A 16,293-nucleotide genomic window follows, 5' to 3' on the forward strand; every position below is an offset into this window, starting at 1 on the left:
TACTTTTTGCGCGCACTGTCACCTTTGCCGCGCGGTGCGAAAAAGCATGACAGAACCCCGATTTGCGCAATGATATTACGAAAAGGACGGTGATTTCGTAATTATCCGCGGTAAGCCGCTCTCAATGCCCCATCTTGCGCCGCGCCCGCGCCGCCGCCGTTTTCTCGCGCAGGCGCTGAAACACGGCATAAAGCAGCGGAATGATGAAAATTCCCACCAGGGAGGCCGCGATCATCCCGGCGAAAACCGGGGTGCCGAGCGAGCGGCGGCTGATTTGCGCGGCGCCGGTGGCGATGACCAGGGGGATCAGCCCGGCGATGAAGGCGATGGAGGTCATCATCACCGCGCGAAAGCGCATGCGCGCGCCCAGCACGGCGGCCTCGATGATGGGCAGGCCCTCGGCGCGGCGCTCCTTGGCGAATTCGACGATCAGGATGCCGTTTTTCGCCGCCATGGCGATGAGGGTGACCATGCCGATCTGCACATAGAGATTGATGTTGAGCCCGCACGCCCAGACGCCGAACAGCGCGCCGAACACGCCGATGACGACTGAGAGCAGCACCGGCACCGGGATCACCCAGCTCTCATAGAGCGCCACCAGGAAGAGATAGGCGAACAGCACCGAGAGCAGCAGAATCGGGCCGGTTTGGCCGGCGGCGGCGTTTTCGAGATAGGCGGTGCCGGTCCACTCGAAGCTGTAGCCCGGCGGCAGGGTGCGGTTGGAAATCTCCGTCATCGCCTTGATGGCCGTGGCCGAGGAGACTCCGGGCGCCGGGTTGGCGACGACGGGGACCGCCTCGGTGTCGTCGTAGCGCGAGATGATGGGCGGCTCCAGAATGGTGCTGGTGGTGGCCAGGGCGCGCAGCGGCACCATCGCCCCGGTGCTGGAGCGCACATAGCTTTGGTAAATGGCGTCCGGCGTTGCGCGGTCGGGCGCGATGCCCTGGATATTCACCTGCCAGACGCGGCCATACAGGTTGAACTGGTTGACGAAATAGCCGCCCAGCGTGGCCTGCAGGGTGGTGTAGATGTCGCTCATGTTCACGCCGAGCGCGCCGGCCTTGTCGCGGTCTATGTTGAGGAACAGCGTGGGGGTTTGCGCGTTGTAGGTGGAGAAGACCTTGCCGAGCCGCTTGTCCTGGCCAGCCGAGATCAGCAGCCCGTTGAGCACCGCCTGCATCCGCGCCGGGGATGCGCCCTCGGTGTTCTCCAGCTCGTATTGCAGCCCGCCGTTGATCGAGAGGCCCGAGATCGCCGGGAAATTGAAGGCGACCAGCCGGGCGTCACGCAGCTGGCTGCCGATGCCGAACACATGCTTGATCGCGGTATCGGCGTTGTTGGCAACACCGGGGCGCTCGGCAAAAGGTTTCAGGCGGACCAGGAAAAAGGCGGAATTGGACTCCGAGGCGGCATCGAGGATCGAAAAGCCCATGACCGACATGACATGGCTGACCTGGGGCAGTTTCTCCAATTTTTTCACCAGCGCGTCGGCCGCAACCTCAGTGCGGTTGACCGAGGCGCCGGGCGGCAGGGTTATCTGCGCGAAGAAGGCGCCCTGATCCTCATTGGGCAGAAACCCGCCGGGGGTGAACATCGCCATGGCGCCGGCGGCCAGCGCGAAGGCGGCGATGACCGCCAGGCCGAGCCATGCCTTGCGCAACCCCCGGGTGACGATGCTGGTGTAGCCGTCGCGGGCGCGGTCGATCCCGCGCAGGACGTGCTCCAGCACGCCATGCGCCCGGTGGCCGGGGCGGAGCAGAAGCACGCAGAGCGCCGGGGAGAGGGTGAGCGCGTTGAAGGCGGAGATCAGCATCGCCACGCTGACGGTGACGGCGAATTGCTGGAACAGCAGGCCGGAGAGGCCGGGGATGAAGGCGATCGGCACGAACACCGAAAGCAGGACGAGGGAGATGGCGATGATCGGCGCGGTGATCTGGCGCATTGCCAGCTTGGCGGCGTCGCGGGGGGATAAATCGGGGCGCTCGGTCATCACCCGCTCGACGTTTTCCACCACCACGATGGCGTCATCCACCACGATGCCGGTGGCGACAACCAGGGCCAGCAGTGTGACCGTGTTGGCCGAAAAACCAAAGGCCAGCAACGCTGCGAAGCTGCCGGTGAGGGCGATGGGCAGCACCACCATCGGCACCACCGCCGCGCGCCAGTCGCCCAAAAAGAGAAACACCACCAGCACCACCAGGAAGAAGGCGGCGGCCAAGGTGCTCTCGACCTCATGGATGGTCTCGCGCACGAAGCTTGAGGTGTCGAAGACGATGTTGGCCTTCAGCGAGGGCGGGAAATGCTGTTGCAGCGCCGCCAGCTCCTTGGCCACGGCGGCGGAGGTGGCGATGGCATTGGCGCCGGGGGCCAGAAATATGCCGATGGCCTGGCCGTCGCTGTTGTCGATTTTGTTGATGCGCGTCTGGGTCTGCGCGCCCAGCACCACCTGCGCCACGTCCTTGAGGCGCAGCAGCGAGCCATCGGGGTTGGCGCGCAGCACGACGTCGCCGAACTGTTCCGCCGTGGTCAGGCGGCCTTGTGTCTCGACCGTCATCTGCAACTGCTGCGTGGCGGCGTTGGGCGGGGCGCCGATGGCGCCGACCGGCGCCTGCACGTTCTGCGCCTTCAGCGCTGTTATGATGTCCTGCGGGGTGAGCCCGAGCTGGGTGAGGCGGTTGGTGTTGTAGTAGACGCGCATAGAGTAGTTCTGCGGCCCGAACAGGAAGGCCTGGCCGACGCCGGGCACGCGGGCCAGAGGGTCCAGCAGGTTGAGGGTGACGTAGTTGGAGACCTGCAACTGGCTGAGCTGGTTGCCGGGGCTGGAGATGAAGAGATAATCCAGAATGGCGGAGGAGCGCTTGATGACCGAAATGCCCTCCTGCTGCACCAGTGCCGGGAGTTGCGAGGTCGCCTGCTGCACCGCGTTGGTGACGTTCACCGTGTCGATGTTGGGGTCTGACCCCACGCGGAAGCTCACCATCAGGGTGTAGCTGCCATCGTTGGCGCTGGTGGAGGACATGTAGATTTCATCGTTGAGGCCGTTGATGGCCTCCTCGATCGGCTCGGCCACCGTCTGCTCCACCACCTTCGCCGAGGCGCCGGGGTAGTTGACCGTGACCATGACCTGCGGCGGCACGATGTTGGGGAATTGCGCCACCGGAATGCGCGTGAGCGCGATGGCGCCGGCCAGGATGATGATGAGCGCGTTGACGATGGCAAAGCGCGGGCGATCAATGAAGAAGGCGGAGAGCATCAGTTCTGGGCCGCGGGCTGGGGATTTACCTGCATGCCCGGATGCACCGACTGGATGCCCTCGGTGATGATTTTATCGCCCGGCGCGACACCGGAGAGCACCGGCGCGTCGGTGGTGGTCAGCGGCCCCAGCGTCACGTTCTGGCGCTTCACGATGTTCCCCGGCCCAACCTCGAGCACATAATCACCGAGCTGATCGGCGATGACGGCGGCAAGCGGGATGACGATGCGCGATTGCGGCTGGCGGGCGCGCAAGGTGACCGTGACGAACTCGCCATCGGTCAACGCATGGTCAGGATTGGCGATGCTGGCGCGCCAGGCCAGGGTGTCGGTGTTTTGCGTCACCTGATTGTTGATGAAATCGACCGTGCCGGTCTGGGCGTAGGTGGAGCCGTCCGGCAGTTGCAGCAGCACGTCCATATGGGCGGCCCGGGCGCGGTATTTCAGCGCGTCAGCCATGGGCAGGGAGAAGTCCACATACATCGGGTCTTCGGCGACGATGGTGGCCAGCACGCCGCTCTGCGGCCCGACGACATTGCCCACGTTCACCGTGGTGGCGCCGATGATGCCCGCGAGCGGCGCGCGGATTTGGGTGTAGCCGAGGTTGATCTGCGCGGTTTGCAGCTGCGCCTGGGCGCTTTGCACAGCCGCCTCGCCGGAGAGGTAGGTTGCCTGGGCGAGGTCCACCGTGGATTGCTGGCCGGCGGCGGTGTGCAGCAAGGCCTGCGCCCGGCCTAGGGTAAGCTGGGCGGCATGCGCCTGCGCCTGGGCCTGGGCCAGCGCCGCCTGCGCCTGGGCCACCAGCGCCTGATAGGGCGGCGGCTCGATGACATAGAGCAGGTCGCCCTGTTTCACGGCCTGACCATCGGTGAAGTTTTGCGACTCCAGATAGCCGGTGACCCGCGCCTGGATGTTAACGGTCTGGGGCGACTGGATGTGCCCGACATAACTCTGCTGGGCATAAACCGGCTGGCTGGCGGCGGTGATGACCCCGACAACAGGGGGCGGCGCGCTCTGCGCGCAGGCAAGGCCACCCGCCAGGCATGTGAGCAGCCCGGCCGCAATAATCTGTTTCATTTCAATCTTTCCCGCCAGCGGATCGCAATTCTGGGGCTAATATGGGCCGGGGTCGCGCCCGGTCAATGCACGCGGGCGCGAGGCCGCGCTTGCCGTTTCATGACCAGGCATATAATGTGCGTGCGAACCAGAAGCGGCCACATGCCATTGCGGTTAACCGCCGCGAAAGGCAAAACCAAAGCAATATTATTTCGACGAATCAGGAAAGGCGCCCACGTGGATATTGAAAAAATCAGGAACATGCAGCTCGGCTCGATCGAGCAGAGCTATGACAAGCGTGACACCATTCTCTACGCGCTCGGCCTGGGTTTTGGCGCCGACCCGATGGATGAGGCCGAGCTGCCGTTTGTGTATGAAGGCAATCTGCTCTGTGTGCCGTCATATGTGAATGTGCTCTGCCATCCTGGCTTTTGGGCGCAGGACGCGGAATACGGCATCGACTGGGTGAAGCTGCTGCACGCCGAGCAGGAATTTAAGATGCACCGGCCGATGCCCGCCACCGGCACGCTGCGCGGCGAATACCGCGTTGCCGGGGTTGAGGATAAAGGCCCTGGGCGCGGCGCGCTGCTGCACCAGGAGAAAGAGCTGTTCGACGCCGCCAGCGGCGAGAAGATCGCCACCGTGCGCTCCACGCTGTTTTTGCGCGGCAACGGCGGCGAGGGCGGGTTCGGCACGGTACCGGCGGCGGCCGAGCCGGTGCCCGAGCGCGCGCCCGACCGCGTGGTGATAATCCCCACCCTGCCCCGCCAGGCGCTCATTTATCGCCTGAGCGGCGACTGGAACCCGCTGCACGCGGACCCGGCGATTGCGCGCAAGGCGGGGTTCGACAAGCCGATTTTGCACGGGCTGTGTACCAACGGCATCGCCTGCCGGGCTGTTCTCTCCAGCTATTGCGGCAATGACCCCGCCCGCTTCGGCGGCATGTTCGTGCGCTTCAGCAAGCCGGTGATGCCCGGCGAGACGATCCGCTTCGAGTTTTTCGAGGAGCCGGACCGGCTGCGCTTCCGCGCCATTGCGGTGGAACGCGATAGCGTTGTGTTGGACCGCTGCAGCGCCACGCTGGTTTGACCCGCAAACGCCGGCGGCCTTGATGCAAGGCCGCCGGCGGCTTGAGCCGGATGCCGCGACATAAAAATATCATACAACTCCGGGCTATGTCGTGGCAACCAAACGGCATGTTCCCTATATGGAGGCAACATGAGCAATTCACTGACATCGGCCCTGAACGACCCACGCATCCTGCACCTCGCCGGGGGGCATAACTTCCGCGATATTGGCGGCTACATCACGGCCGGCGGCAAGCGCGTGGCGATGGGCCGGGTGTATCGCTCGGCAAATCTGGCGCGCCTCACCGATGAAGACCATGATCTCATCGCGAATTTGAACATCCGCCTGATCTTCGATCTGCGCGACAACCGCGAGCGCAAGCGCCGCCCCTCGCGCCACGCACCGGATGCCGGGTATGAGGTTTGGGCGCGCGACCACACCGGCAGCACGGCGGATTTGATCTCGGCCTTGTCCGCCCCCGGCGCCACGGCGGAGACCTCGCGCCAGAAGATGGTCGATATCTACAAGCACCTGGCCTATGAGCAGGCGGAATCCTATACCGAACTGTTCCGCCGCATTGCCAGAGGCGATGTGCCGCTGTTGTTCCATTGCGCCGCCGGCAAGGACCGCACCGGCGTGGCCGCCGCGCTGCTGCTGGATGTTCTGGGTGTGCCGCGCGAGGCCGTGATCGAGGATTATCTGCTCACCGAGCATTTTTTCGAGCATAATCTTGCGATCGTGCTGACGGATTTTGACACCAATGCGCTGAAGGATGTCGAGCAATCCATCTGGGCGCCGATGATGCATGCCGAGCGGGCGTATATTGAATCAATGTTCTCCACCATCGAGGCCAGACACGGCTCGGTCGAGAATTTTTTGTGTGAAGCCATCGGCCTGACCAAGGCCGAGCTGGAGAGCGTGCGCGCAGCACTGCTGGAGTAAGCGGTGCGGCGCCAAGGTTGCTGGCGCCGCTTTAGAACGCGATCGTTTGAGGTTCGCTCGCCTGAGCGAGCCGAAAGCGTGAATCGTCCTCAGAAAAATGGCCAGAGCCTGATCGCACTTAAAGCGATCAGGCTCTAACAATTTCAGATTTCGCTGGGGACGTTGAAATAGTCCTGATAGCGTTGAAACGCCTTGCGCTCGGCCGCGATCATATCCGCCTCGCCCGTTGCGTAGCGGTGCGCGGGGCGGCTGGTGCGCGGGTGGCGGCCGATATAGGCCTGCATGCCCTGGAGGCCCGCCGCGCTGATCTCGCGCCCGGCGAATTGGTAGATGCCGCGCACCACGCTCAGCGGGTCGTTGATGAAATCGTCATACTGCGTGCTGTGCAGGCGGTTTTTTGGGATGATCCCGGCCTCGATCCAGTCGATCGGCCTGGCCAGCATCTGTGAGCTGGAAACGGGGTCCGCCACCGCGCCAAAAGTTCCCGCGGGGATAATCCGGTCGCTGCGCGCCCAGGCCAGGGTGCCGACCATGTTGACCGCCGAGGCGAGAGCGACGATCGGGTCGCGGTGCATCCAGACCAGCTGAATGTCAGGGTAGACCTGCAGCACATCGGGCATATAGTTCAGCGCATCAGGCGATTTGAGCACCCATTGGCGTTTGGGCTGGCGCCATTGCTGAAGCTTGAGCACCCGCTTTTCATAGGCCACGGCGTTAACTTTTGAACGCGACGCCATATAGGCGGTGTGGCTGGGCGATTGGCCGTAGATGTTCTGCCATGAAGGCATCTGGAAGCTCAGGCAATAGACATGGATGCTTTCAGTCGGCACCTCGGCGGTCCATTCATGGATCGCGTCCATTTCCGGGGTCACGCGGCTCCACATGCGCATGCGCGCGTCGGCGATGGCGATGCGCGGGTCTTCGCCCTCATGCGCTGGCGGCAGGCCGGGGAACATCGCCTGCCAGGTGCGCATGACCGCGTTGTCAGGGTCGGCGGCCAGCAGGTTGATCATCGCCGAGGTGCCGGTGCGGCCCTGGCCGGTGATGAGGATGGGGGCGATGATTTCCTCGTCCTCGATTTCCGGGTGGCGGCGGTAGGCCTCCTCGACCTGCAGGCGGCCTTCGAGCAGCATCAGCATGTCGGAGCGGGTCATGATCCGGCCCATCAGGTTCAGCTCGGCCTCGTCATCGAGACCACGGCAGACCAGCTCGAAGGGTTCGCGCCAGTCATCGCTGCCGAAATCGCTCAGGCCGGTGTTGGCGGCGGCCGAGGCGATGAGCGAGCGCGCATCCAGCGGGACGATGCTTTTAATGTCGAGATGCTTGCCCTCGGCATTGATTTTCGCGACCCAATCGGGGCGGCCCGGCGGGGTCCAGCTAACGCGGCGCTGATTTGAGAGTTCCATGGCAGAGTAACCTTCCTCCATATTTTTGTGTCTTATATTTATAGGCATACAACACATTGTCAACAAGCGTACCACATTGACAGCACGGGGCAACCACGCAAGAATGTCCAAAACGAAGAGGAATCCAGCATGAGCGAGATCAGCACCACCGCCGCCCCCATCCTGAAGGAAGCCTGGGAGCGTTTCCACGCCGCGCAGCAGGAGGTGCTGGGCTGGATGGAAGACAGCAGCCGGTTCAAGGACATCCCGCAGCATCGCGCGAAGGCCTATCATACCATGATGGAGGCGCTGGCGATGTGCTACAATTTCGCGGTGGCGCCGCGCATGCACAATCCGCGTCTGTTTGTGAACACCGGCTGGCAGACGGAAATGTATACGCTGGGCCAGAACGGGCCGGACCTGCATTATGCCGTCACCTTTCTGGATGGGCGCCAGACCTACCGGCTGACGGGAAATTATGGTGACTGCGTGCTGATTTTGGCGCAGGTGCTCAATCATCTGTCAGGCCACCCGGACTCAAGGGCCATTGGCAATTACGATTTTTCAACGTTTGAGATTGGCGCCGACGGCTCGTTCGAATTTATTCTCAGCGCCGACGAGCACAAGGGAAACTGGATTAAGCTTGACCGCGAAAGCCCTTATCACTTCCTGCTGTTCCGCCGTTTCATGGGCGACTGGAACGACAAGCCCTGCACGATGCAGCTCGACCGGATCAGCGAAATCGCGGATGATTATTATGACGCCGATGAATTCGATGAGACCGCGATGGCGGCGCGCATCGACCGCGCGACTGAATTTTTGCGGTATATGATCCGCGACTTCAACATCAACCTTTATGAATTCTACACAAAGAACGGCGGCGGCTTCAATCACATGGCGTTCCTGCCCGGCACGGTGACGAGCCAGGTTGGCAGCCCATCCTCCAACTACGCGATGGCGGTGTTCGACCTGGCGCCGGACGAGGCGCTGGTGATCGAGCTCGATCGGCTGCCCGATGGTGTGTACTGGTCGCTCCAGGCCGGGGATGTGTGGTCGCGCTCGCTCAACTTCACCTATCGCCAAACCTCGATCAGCATGCGCCACGCGGCGGTGGATGCCGATGGCGGCTTCAGGGCCGTGGTGGCGCATAAGGACCCGGGCGTTGCCAACTGGATCGACACCACAGGCCATCTGCAGGGCACCGTGGTGTTTCGCAACTACCGCGCGACCCGCGAGCCGGTGCCCTCGACCCGGAAGGTGAAATTCGCCGAGCTGACAAGCGTGCTGCCGGCAGGGACCGTAAAAATGACCCCGGCGGAGCGGGTTGAGGCCTTGCGCAAACGCCGCGCAGGGTTTTTGAAGCTGCACGGCGAATGACGCCGGATTTGCAGGAGCAGGATTTTGGGTACCAGACTGCCAGACGACCCCGCGCCGTATTTTGAGACGCATGTGTTCGTGTGCGGCAACCGCAGGCCGGAGGGCCATGAGCGCGGTTGCTGCGCCTCAAAGGGTTCGGAGAAAATCCGCGACTATATGAAGGCGCGGGTGAAGGAGCTGAAGATACAAAATGTGCGGGTGAACCAGGCGGGCTGCCTGGACCGCTGCGAGCTTGGCCCCTGCGCCGTGCTCTATCCCGAGGGTGTGTGGTATAAATTGGATTCCTTCGCGGCGGTTGAGCAGGTGCTGGAGCGGCATATCCAGGCCGGCGGGCGCGTGCGGGAGCTGATGCTGCCCGAGGCATGACGGCGGAGCTGTTTCCGGTAAGCACCCCGGGGCTGACGCAGCTGCCGGGGTTCGCGCGCGGCGAGGAGGAAGCCCTGTTGGCGGCGGTGGAGGCGGTGATCGCCATGGCGCCGTGGCGCCAGGTGGTGACGCCGGGGGGCAAGCCGATGTCGGTGCATATGAGCAATTGCGGCGCGGCGGGCTGGGTCTCTGACCGGCGGGGCTATCGCTACAGCGCGGTGGACCCGCTGAGCGAGAGGAGCTGGCCCGCGATGCCGGGGTGTTTTGCCCGGCTGGCGGCGCGTGCCGCGGCGGCGGCCGGGTTTGCGGGGTTTGCGCCCGATGCCTGCCTGATCAACCTCTATGAGCCTGGCGCACGCATGGCCCTGCACCAGGACCGCGATGAGGTGGATTTTTCAGCGCCCATCGTCTCGCTCTCGCTCGGGCTGCCGGCGGTGTTTTTATGGGGCGGCGCGGCCCGCGCTGACAAGGCGGCGCGCATCGAGCTGCACAGCGGCGATGTGGTGGCCTGGGGCGGGGCCGCGCGGCTGAATTTTCATGGCGTGCTGCCGCTGCGCGAGGGGGTGCACCCGTTGCTGGGCCGGCGGCGGATCAACCTGACGTTCCGCAAGGCGTTATAGACGGCTTGCGGGCCAGCACCGTTTTGGTTCTGGCCCGCTCACATGGTTTCAAAAACCGGGGCGTTGCCGCCCCGGCCAGGGTAGGGCTGCTTATTCTTCCGCCACGATGTCGGCAACCAGCGTGCCGTAGCCGGAGGGGCGGTAGAAGATGATGCCGATGAGCAACCCGCCGACACCGACGATCTTCACGGTCATATTGAAGGTCGAGAGCGCGTAGAGGCCGAGGCCGATGAGGGCCAGGGCGCTGAGGAGCGGGTACACGGCGTAGTGGATGAAGGTCCAGAGCGAGGTTTTGTAGCTGTCGCGATAGACCCAGGCGCAGACCAGCCCGGCCAGACCGTAATAGTAGCAGACCTGCACCGCGATGGCGCTCACCGAATCACCCAGGATGGTGGCGATGGAGGGCATGAAGCTGGAGATGAAGATCATCACCAGGCCGACGGCCAGCAGCAGGTACATGGTGCGCACCGGCGTCACCGTCTTGGCGTGAACAAGTGCGAAGAAGGTGGGGAGCGCACGGTCCCGGCCCATGGCGAAGAGGGTGCGGGAGAATTGCAGCATGGTGGTCTCGAGCGTGGCGACCGAGGAGAGAATAAGCGCCAGGGAGGCCGCATAGCCGCCCGCCTTGCCCAGGCCCGCGGCAACCGCGACGTGGTAGATCAGGTTATCGGAATAGCCGGAGGATTCGGCGAGGGTGAACATCATCAGCGCCGCCACCGTGAAGGCGACGAAGGAGGCGATGGTGACGAAGATGCTCAGGAACCCGCCCTGGCCAGCCGCGTTGGGGGTGTCAATCTTGGTTTCTTCGGCGAGGTTGCAGGTAACATCCCAGCCCCAGTAGAGGAACACCACCACCAGCGAGGAAGAAATGAAGGTGCCCGGCGCGTAGTTGAAGCCGAACCAGGACCAGGAGAAATGCGTCACCGCGCCGGAGGCGCTGGTGTGAAGGAAGGCCGCTATGGAGATGCCGAAGAGGATCAGCAGCTCGATCGAGCTCATCACCACCTGGATTTTGCTGGTAAGCTCGATGCCGGCGATAAGCACGGCGCCAATGCCCACAAACCAGAGCGCGCCGATGAAGGTGGTCAACACCACGTTGCTCGCCAGCGAGGGATCAAAAAGGTCAATGGTTGCGGTGCCGAGCGGCACGCTGCCGGTGACCATGAACACCATGGCGGCGATGAGCAGGGCCCAGCCCGAGAAATAGCCAAAAAATCCGCCGAACACCGATTTGGTCCACTCATAGGCGGCGCCGGCATTTGTCATTTTAACATTGAGGCCCTTGTAGGCGACCGCGATACCCAGCATCGGCACCGCGAAAACCAGCAGCGCATTCGGCGACACCGCCCCGGCAGTTGCCAGCAGGCCCGCGATGGCCACGGCGATGGAGAACCCCGGTGCGGAACCGGCGATTCCCATGATGATAGATTCGAAGAACGATAGAGAATTTGATTTTAGTTTTGTACTCATTCTAGCCCCCTTGATATTTAACTTTAAGTCCTTGGCAGTTGCTGGGTGATGCAATGAATATTGCCCCCACCCAGGAGAATTTCGCGGGCCGCCACCATGACAATCTCCCGCTCTGGGAAAAGCCGGGCCAATACGGCCCGGGCGGCGGCATCCGTTGCGACACCGAAGCATGGTGCAATTATCGCGCCGTTCGCAATATAAAAATTCACGTAAGAGGCCGCGAGGCGTTCGCCAGCCGCGCGGTTCATGCCGTTTTCGGCATGGTCGATTCCGGCGGCTTCTTCCTCGGAGATGAACATCGGCGTGGGCATCGGGATATGCTCGACCGTGATCGGGCGGCCCTTTGCATCGCGCGCGCCTTGCAGACGCTCATGCGCCGCGCGGGAGATTTCATAATGCGGGTCGGCCGGATCGTCGCACCAGGTGAGCAGCACGACGCCGGGGCGCACGAAGCAGGCCAGATTATCGATATGTCCGCCGGTCTCGTCGCCGGGCACGCCCTCGCCCAGCCAGATGACATGCGAGGCGCCGAGATAATCTTTCAACACCCGCTCCATCTCCTGGCGGGTCGCGCCCGGGTTGCGGTTTTCGTTGAGCAAACATGCCTCTGTAACGAGCACGCTGCCTTCGCCATCGACGTGAATCGCCCCGCCCTCGATGATTTTTGGCGCGCGGAAGCGCCGTGCGCGCTCCATCTCGAGCATTTTGGCGGCTACCTGGTCGTCCAGATCCCACGGAAAATATAAGCCGCCCTGCAGACCGCCCCAGGCGTTGAAGGGCCAGTCCACCCCGGCGCGCTCCCCCGCCGGGTTGAGCAGAAAGGACGCGCCCACATCGCGCGCCCAGGAATCGTTGGTGCTGAGCTCAACCACGCGCACCGCTTCGGGCAACATCGCGCGGGCGTGCGCGAATTGCCGGGCGCTGACCAGCATTGTTACCGGCTCGAAGCGGGCGATGGCCGAGGCCACCGCCGTGAAGGCCGCCTGCGCGGGCTTGGCGCCTAAGCGCCAGTTATCCGGCCGCTCGGGCCAGATCATCCAGCAGCCCGCATGGGGCGCCCACTCCGCCGGCATCGCAAAGCCAAGTTCACGTGGCACTGGCGCGCAGGCGGCCGCCTGGTTAGCGGGCACCATGAATATGCCTGCCATCAAGCGTGAGCAGCGGGGTGTAGAGTTCGGGGCGGCGGTCACGGAAAACGCCCCAGGAGGCGCGGATGTGGGCCAGGGCTTCAAGGTCGAACGTGGCGGTGAGGAAGGTTTCCGCAACACGGTCAGCCTCGGCGACTTTGGCGCCCGTGTTATCGGCGATGAACGACGAGCCATAGAAGGTGAGCGCGGTGCCATGCGCCCCCTGCTCGGTGCCGACACGGTTGGAGGCGACCAGCGGGGTGAGATTGGCGGCGGCGTGGCCCTGCATGGTGCGCTGCCAATGGCCGCTGGAGTCCAGCGTGGAGTCCTGCGGCTCGGAACCGATGGCGGTGGGGAAGAAGAGCAGCTCCGCGCCCATCAGCGCCATGGCGCGCGCGGTTTCGGGAAACCACTGGTCCCAGCAGATGCCGACGCCGATGCGGGCGTATTTGGTATCCCACACCTTGAAGCCGGTATCGCCGGGAGAGAAATAGAATTTCTCGGAATAGCCGGGGCCATCGGGGATGTGGGATTTGCGGTAGTAGCCGAGATTGGCACCATCGGCATCAAGGATGACGATGGTGTTGAAGAAACTCTGGCCGGCGCGCTCGAACACCGAGATCGGCAGCACGACGCCAAGCTCCTTGGCGATGGGCGCGAAATGTTTGACCGCCGCGTTTTCCTCCAGGGATTTCGCCAGCCCGAAATAGGCGTGGATCTGGTCCTGGCAGAAATAAGGTGTTTCAAACAATTCCTGGATCAGAATGATCTGCGCACCCTGCGCCGCCGCCGCGCGGACCAGTTTCTCGGCCCGCGCGATGTTTTCCGGAGCGTTGGCTCCGCAGGCCATTTGCGTGGCCGCGACTGTGACGTTTCTCATGCTGTCTCCAGATACGCATCGTATTCGACATCGGAGATCCGCCGCCGCATCTCATTCACCTCCTGACGCTTGCAGGCTGTGAAGACACGCTGGAAGTCGGCGCCGAAAATGCTGGCGATGTGCGGAGAGTCTGAGAATTTATCGAGAGCAGCGGACCAGGCGATCGGCAGTGATGGCGCGCTGGGGCTGCGCCGCTCGCCAAAAGTTTCCGGTCCGGGGTCGGCTTTGGTCTCGATCCCGTTCAGCGCCGAGCCGAGCAGCGAGGCGAAGGCGAGATAGGGGTTGCAGTCAGCGCCGGCGACGCGGTGCTCGATGCGTGAGGCCTGCGGGTCAGCGGTGATGACGCGCATCGCCGCCATGCGGTTGTCGTGGCCCCAGTCGCCGAAGGTGGGCGCGTGGACGCCGGGGGCAAAGCGCCGGTAGGAGTTGGCGTGCGGCGCCAGAGTCAGCATCGTGTCAGGCAGCGCCTTGATGATTCCGCCCAGTGCGTTGTAGAGCATCGGCGCGGCGCGCTCGGGCGTGCCCATGAAGACGTTGCTGCCGTTGCGATCAAGCATCGACATATGCACATGCATGCCGCTGCCCGCCCATTGCCCATAGGGCTTGGCCATGAAGGTCGCGGTTAGCCCGTGTTTGCGCGCCACCTGCTTGATGGTGCGCTTGAACAATGTCGCTGAGTCGGCGACGCGCAGAGCGTCGGTCGAGTATTTCAGCGTCACCTCAAACTGCCCTGGGCCGTTCTCGCTGATCAGCGTTTCCAGCGTGATGCCCTGCGATTTTGCGTTGGACATCATCTCGCGCAGGATCGGCTGATAGTCATGGATTTCGCCCAGGCCCACCGCATCGATATGCCAGCCGCGCCAGCCGGAATAATCGGCGCCGCGCGGGGCGATTTTCAAACCGCCGGTCTGGCCCTGGTCCACCAGGTAGAACTCCAGCTCCACCCCCAGCGCGGGGGTGAGGCCGGCGGCGGTGTAGCGCTCCAGCACGCGCGAGAGGACACCGCGCGGATCGAGGTAGAAATGGCTGCCGTCAGCCTCGCGCATGGTCAGCATGGCCTGGCAGGCCGTGCCGTCCGCCCAGCCCATATGGGTGATGGAATGCGGGACGGCGGTGCAGAGGCCGTCGGGGTCGCCGGTGTCAAGGGCGATGCCGCCCTCCACCACGTCGCGGCCCCAGATATCCAGCAGGAAGGCCGAGCGCGGCATAGCGATGCCGACGCCGAGCAAGGCTTTCGCCTTGTCCGGCTGCAGCCACTTGCCGCGCGGCACACCGTTCACGTCGATGATGAAGGCTTCAATATATTCAGCCTGAGCCATCAACTCCAGTTTATCGGTGTTGCCGGCAATCGCCGGCGCGCTCACAATGCCACCTCATGCTTCACTTTCTCATAGGTCTGGTCGAAGGATTTCTTCGCCAGCGCGACCATGAGGTCGATTTCCTCATGCGAGATGATCAGCGGCGGGGCGAACACCATTGTATCGCGCACGGCACGCATGATCAGCCCGTTGTTGATGCAGAAGTCACGGCACATCTGGCCGACGCGGCCGTTTTTCTCGAAGAACCGGCGGGTGCGCTTATCGGCGCTCAGCTCGATGCCGCCGATCAGCCCGATGCCGCGCACGTCGCCCACGAGCGGGTGATCGTCGAACACTTCGTGGAATTTCTGGCGCAGCACCTCGCCCATCACCACAGAGCGCTCAACCAGCCCCTCGCCTTCGATGATATCAAGATTCTTCAGCGCCACGGCGCAAGCAACCGGATGCCCCGAATAGGTGAAGCCGTGATAATATTCGCCGGTCTGGTTGATGAGCACATTGGCCACACGGTCATGCATCAGCACCGCGGAGAGCGGGATGTAGCCTGAGGTGATGCCCTTGGCGACCGTCATCATATCCGGCTTGATACCGAAATAATCGGAGCCGAACATTTTGCCGGTGCGGCCAAATCCGCAGATCACTTCATCGGCGATCAGCAGGATGTCGTGTTCCTTGCAGATGCGGTTGATCTCGGGCCAGTAGGTTTCGGGCGGGATGATGACGCCGCCGGAGCCTTGCAGCGGCTCGCCGATGAAGGCGGCGACGTTATCAGCGCCGAGTTCCTTGATTTTATCTTCCACCTGTTTGGCGGCATAAATCCCGAATTCAGCCGGGCTCATCTGGCCGCCGTAGCCATACCAATAAGGCGGCATGACCTGCACGAAGTTTGGCATGTCGCCAGCCTGGCGGTGCATGTCCACCATCCCGCCGGCGGAGGCGCCGAGGGTGGTGGAACCGTGGTAGCCATATTCACGGCCGATGACGAATTTCTTTTCCGGCTTGCCCAGGGTCTGCCAGTAAACACGCGCGGTGCGCAGGGCGGTGTCTACCGCCTCGGAGCCGGAGCAGGCGAAGAAGACGTGGTTGATGCCCTCGGGGGCGAGCTTGGCCAGACGCTGCGCGAGAGCGGCGGCCGGCGGGTTCGTGGTTTTAAAGAACGTGTTGTAGTAAGGCAGTTTGGTCATCTGCGCGGCGGCAGCCTGCACCAGCTCGGGGCGGCTGTAACCGGCGTTGACGCACCACAGGCCGGCCATGCCGTCCAGAATGCGGTTGCCGTCTGAGTCTTTCAGAAATACCCCGTCACCCTCGGTGATGACGCGCACACGGCCTTCGTGCAGCGCCTTATGGTCTGTAAACGGGTGTAAATGATGTGCGTTATCAACGCTCTGCCAGTTAACGGCATCGCCAGCTTTATCCAACATAACTGCTTCT

13 protein-coding genes are annotated in these 16,293 nt (G+C 63.3%); 5 read left to right on the forward strand and 8 right to left on the reverse strand.

Annotation, left to right across the window (positions count from 1 at the left end; translation table 11 throughout):
• Positions 1–121: 121 nt before the first annotated feature.
• Both QQJ84_RS15925 and QQJ84_RS15930 read right to left on the reverse strand, forming a co-directional pair.
• Positions 122–3,253 carry an efflux RND transporter permease subunit gene (locus QQJ84_RS15925; RefSeq protein WP_284259298.1) on the reverse strand — a complete coding sequence of 1,044 codons (3,132 nt, stop codon included), beginning with the start codon at positions 3,251–3,253 and terminating at the stop codon, positions 122–124.
• The gene (locus QQJ84_RS15930) at positions 3,253–4,329 is read right to left on the reverse strand and encodes an efflux RND transporter periplasmic adaptor subunit (protein WP_284259299.1); all 1,077 of its coding nucleotides are present in this window, start codon (positions 4,327–4,329) and stop codon (positions 3,253–3,255) included. Before QQJ84_RS15930 ends, QQJ84_RS15925 begins: the two co-directional genes overlap by 1 nt.
• A gap of 216 nt (positions 4,330–4,545) precedes the next feature.
• Here QQJ84_RS15930 and QQJ84_RS15935 point away from each other — a divergent pair, with 216 nt between their 5' ends.
• Positions 4,546–5,397: a MaoC family dehydratase gene (locus QQJ84_RS15935; RefSeq protein ID WP_284259300.1), complete on the forward strand. Its 852-nt coding sequence runs from the start codon at positions 4,546–4,548 to the stop codon at positions 5,395–5,397.
• Between the two features lie 129 nt (positions 5,398–5,526).
• Positions 5,527–6,318, forward strand: coding sequence for a tyrosine-protein phosphatase (locus tag QQJ84_RS15940; protein WP_284259301.1), 792 nt, complete (start codon positions 5,527–5,529; stop codon positions 6,316–6,318).
• Between the two features lie 143 nt (positions 6,319–6,461).
• Here QQJ84_RS15940 and QQJ84_RS15945 read toward each other — a convergent pair whose 3' ends face one another.
• Complete coding sequence (locus QQJ84_RS15945) at positions 6,462–7,724, reverse strand: sulfotransferase family protein (protein ID WP_284259302.1); 1,263 nt, start codon at positions 7,722–7,724, stop codon at positions 6,462–6,464.
• Positions 7,725–7,853: 129 nt separating this feature from the next.
• Between QQJ84_RS15945 and QQJ84_RS15950 the strand changes: the two genes are divergently transcribed.
• The 3 genes from QQJ84_RS15950 to alkB are packed head-to-tail and all read left to right on the forward strand — an operon-like array spanning position 7,854 to position 10,066.
• Entirely contained in the window at positions 7,854–9,080 is a 1,227-nt protein-coding gene (locus tag QQJ84_RS15950) for a DUF1214 domain-containing protein (protein WP_284259303.1), read from the forward strand.
• A gap of 24 nt (positions 9,081–9,104) precedes the next feature.
• On the forward strand, positions 9,105–9,446 hold the full coding sequence (locus tag QQJ84_RS15955; protein ID WP_348522687.1) for a (2Fe-2S) ferredoxin domain-containing protein: 342 nt from the start codon (positions 9,105–9,107) through the stop codon (positions 9,444–9,446).
• Complete coding sequence (gene alkB / locus QQJ84_RS15960) at positions 9,443–10,066, forward strand: DNA oxidative demethylase AlkB (RefSeq protein WP_284259304.1); 624 nt, start codon at positions 9,443–9,445, stop codon at positions 10,064–10,066. The genes QQJ84_RS15955 and alkB overlap by 4 nt, the downstream gene beginning before the upstream one ends.
• Positions 10,067–10,156: 90 nt before the next feature.
• Here the strand turns inward: alkB and QQJ84_RS15965 are convergent, their stop codons facing one another.
• The 5 genes from QQJ84_RS15965 to QQJ84_RS15985 are packed head-to-tail and all read right to left on the reverse strand — an operon-like array spanning position 10,157 to position 16,283.
• A complete protein-coding gene (locus QQJ84_RS15965) occupies positions 10,157–11,536 on the reverse strand; it encodes an APC family permease (RefSeq protein ID WP_284259305.1) in 1,380 nt (459 codons plus the stop codon).
• 23 nt (positions 11,537–11,559) lie between these two features.
• The gene (gene aguA, locus QQJ84_RS15970; RefSeq protein WP_284259306.1) at positions 11,560–12,669 is read right to left on the reverse strand and encodes an agmatine deiminase; all 1,110 of its coding nucleotides are present in this window, start codon (positions 12,667–12,669) and stop codon (positions 11,560–11,562) included.
• The gene (gene aguB, locus QQJ84_RS15975) at positions 12,656–13,543 is read right to left on the reverse strand and encodes an N-carbamoylputrescine amidase (protein ID WP_284259307.1); all 888 of its coding nucleotides are present in this window, start codon (positions 13,541–13,543) and stop codon (positions 12,656–12,658) included. The genes aguA and aguB overlap by 14 nt, the downstream gene beginning before the upstream one ends.
• The gene (locus QQJ84_RS15980) at positions 13,540–14,907 is read right to left on the reverse strand and encodes a glutamine synthetase family protein (RefSeq protein WP_284259308.1); all 1,368 of its coding nucleotides are present in this window, start codon (positions 14,905–14,907) and stop codon (positions 13,540–13,542) included. Before QQJ84_RS15980 ends, aguB begins: the two co-directional genes overlap by 4 nt.
• Positions 14,904–16,283, reverse strand: a complete 1,380-nt coding sequence (locus tag QQJ84_RS15985) for an aspartate aminotransferase family protein (RefSeq protein ID WP_284259309.1) — start codon at positions 16,281–16,283, stop codon at positions 14,904–14,906. Before QQJ84_RS15985 ends, QQJ84_RS15980 begins: the two co-directional genes overlap by 4 nt.
• Positions 16,284–16,293: the final 10 nt, after the last annotated feature.

Origin of the sequence: Acidocella aquatica, assembly GCF_030160635.1 — a bacterium.
Lineage (GTDB): Bacteria > Pseudomonadota > Alphaproteobacteria > Acetobacterales > Acetobacteraceae > Acidocella > Acidocella aquatica.

Excerpts from the sequence above, each read along its gene's own strand:
- QQJ84_RS15925 (WP_284259298.1), bottom strand. The coding sequence starts at position 3,253 with ATGCTCTCCGCCTTCTTCATTGATCGCCCGCGCTTTGCCATCGTCAAC.
- QQJ84_RS15950 (WP_284259303.1), top strand. The coding sequence starts at position 7,854 with ATGAGCGAGATCAGCACCACCGCCGCCCCCATCCTGAAGGAAGCCTGG.
- QQJ84_RS15930 (WP_284259299.1), bottom strand. The coding sequence starts at position 4,329 with ATGAAACAGATTATTGCGGCCGGGCTGCTCACATGCCTGGCGGGTGGC.
- QQJ84_RS15945 (WP_284259302.1), bottom strand. The coding sequence starts at position 7,724 with ATGGAACTCTCAAATCAGCGCCGCGTTAGCTGGACCCCGCCGGGCCGC.
- aguB (WP_284259307.1), bottom strand. The coding sequence starts at position 13,543 with ATGAGAAACGTCACAGTCGCGGCCACGCAAATGGCCTGCGGAGCCAAC.
- alkB (WP_284259304.1), top strand. The coding sequence starts at position 9,443 with ATGACGGCGGAGCTGTTTCCGGTAAGCACCCCGGGGCTGACGCAGCTG.
- QQJ84_RS15940 (WP_284259301.1), top strand. The coding sequence starts at position 5,527 with ATGAGCAATTCACTGACATCGGCCCTGAACGACCCACGCATCCTGCAC.
- QQJ84_RS15965 (WP_284259305.1), bottom strand. The coding sequence starts at position 11,536 with ATGAGTACAAAACTAAAATCAAATTCTCTATCGTTCTTCGAATCTATC.
- QQJ84_RS15985 (WP_284259309.1), bottom strand. The coding sequence starts at position 16,283 with ATGTTGGATAAAGCTGGCGATGCCGTTAACTGGCAGAGCGTTGATAAC.
- aguA (WP_284259306.1), bottom strand. The coding sequence starts at position 12,669 with ATGGTGCCCGCTAACCAGGCGGCCGCCTGCGCGCCAGTGCCACGTGAA.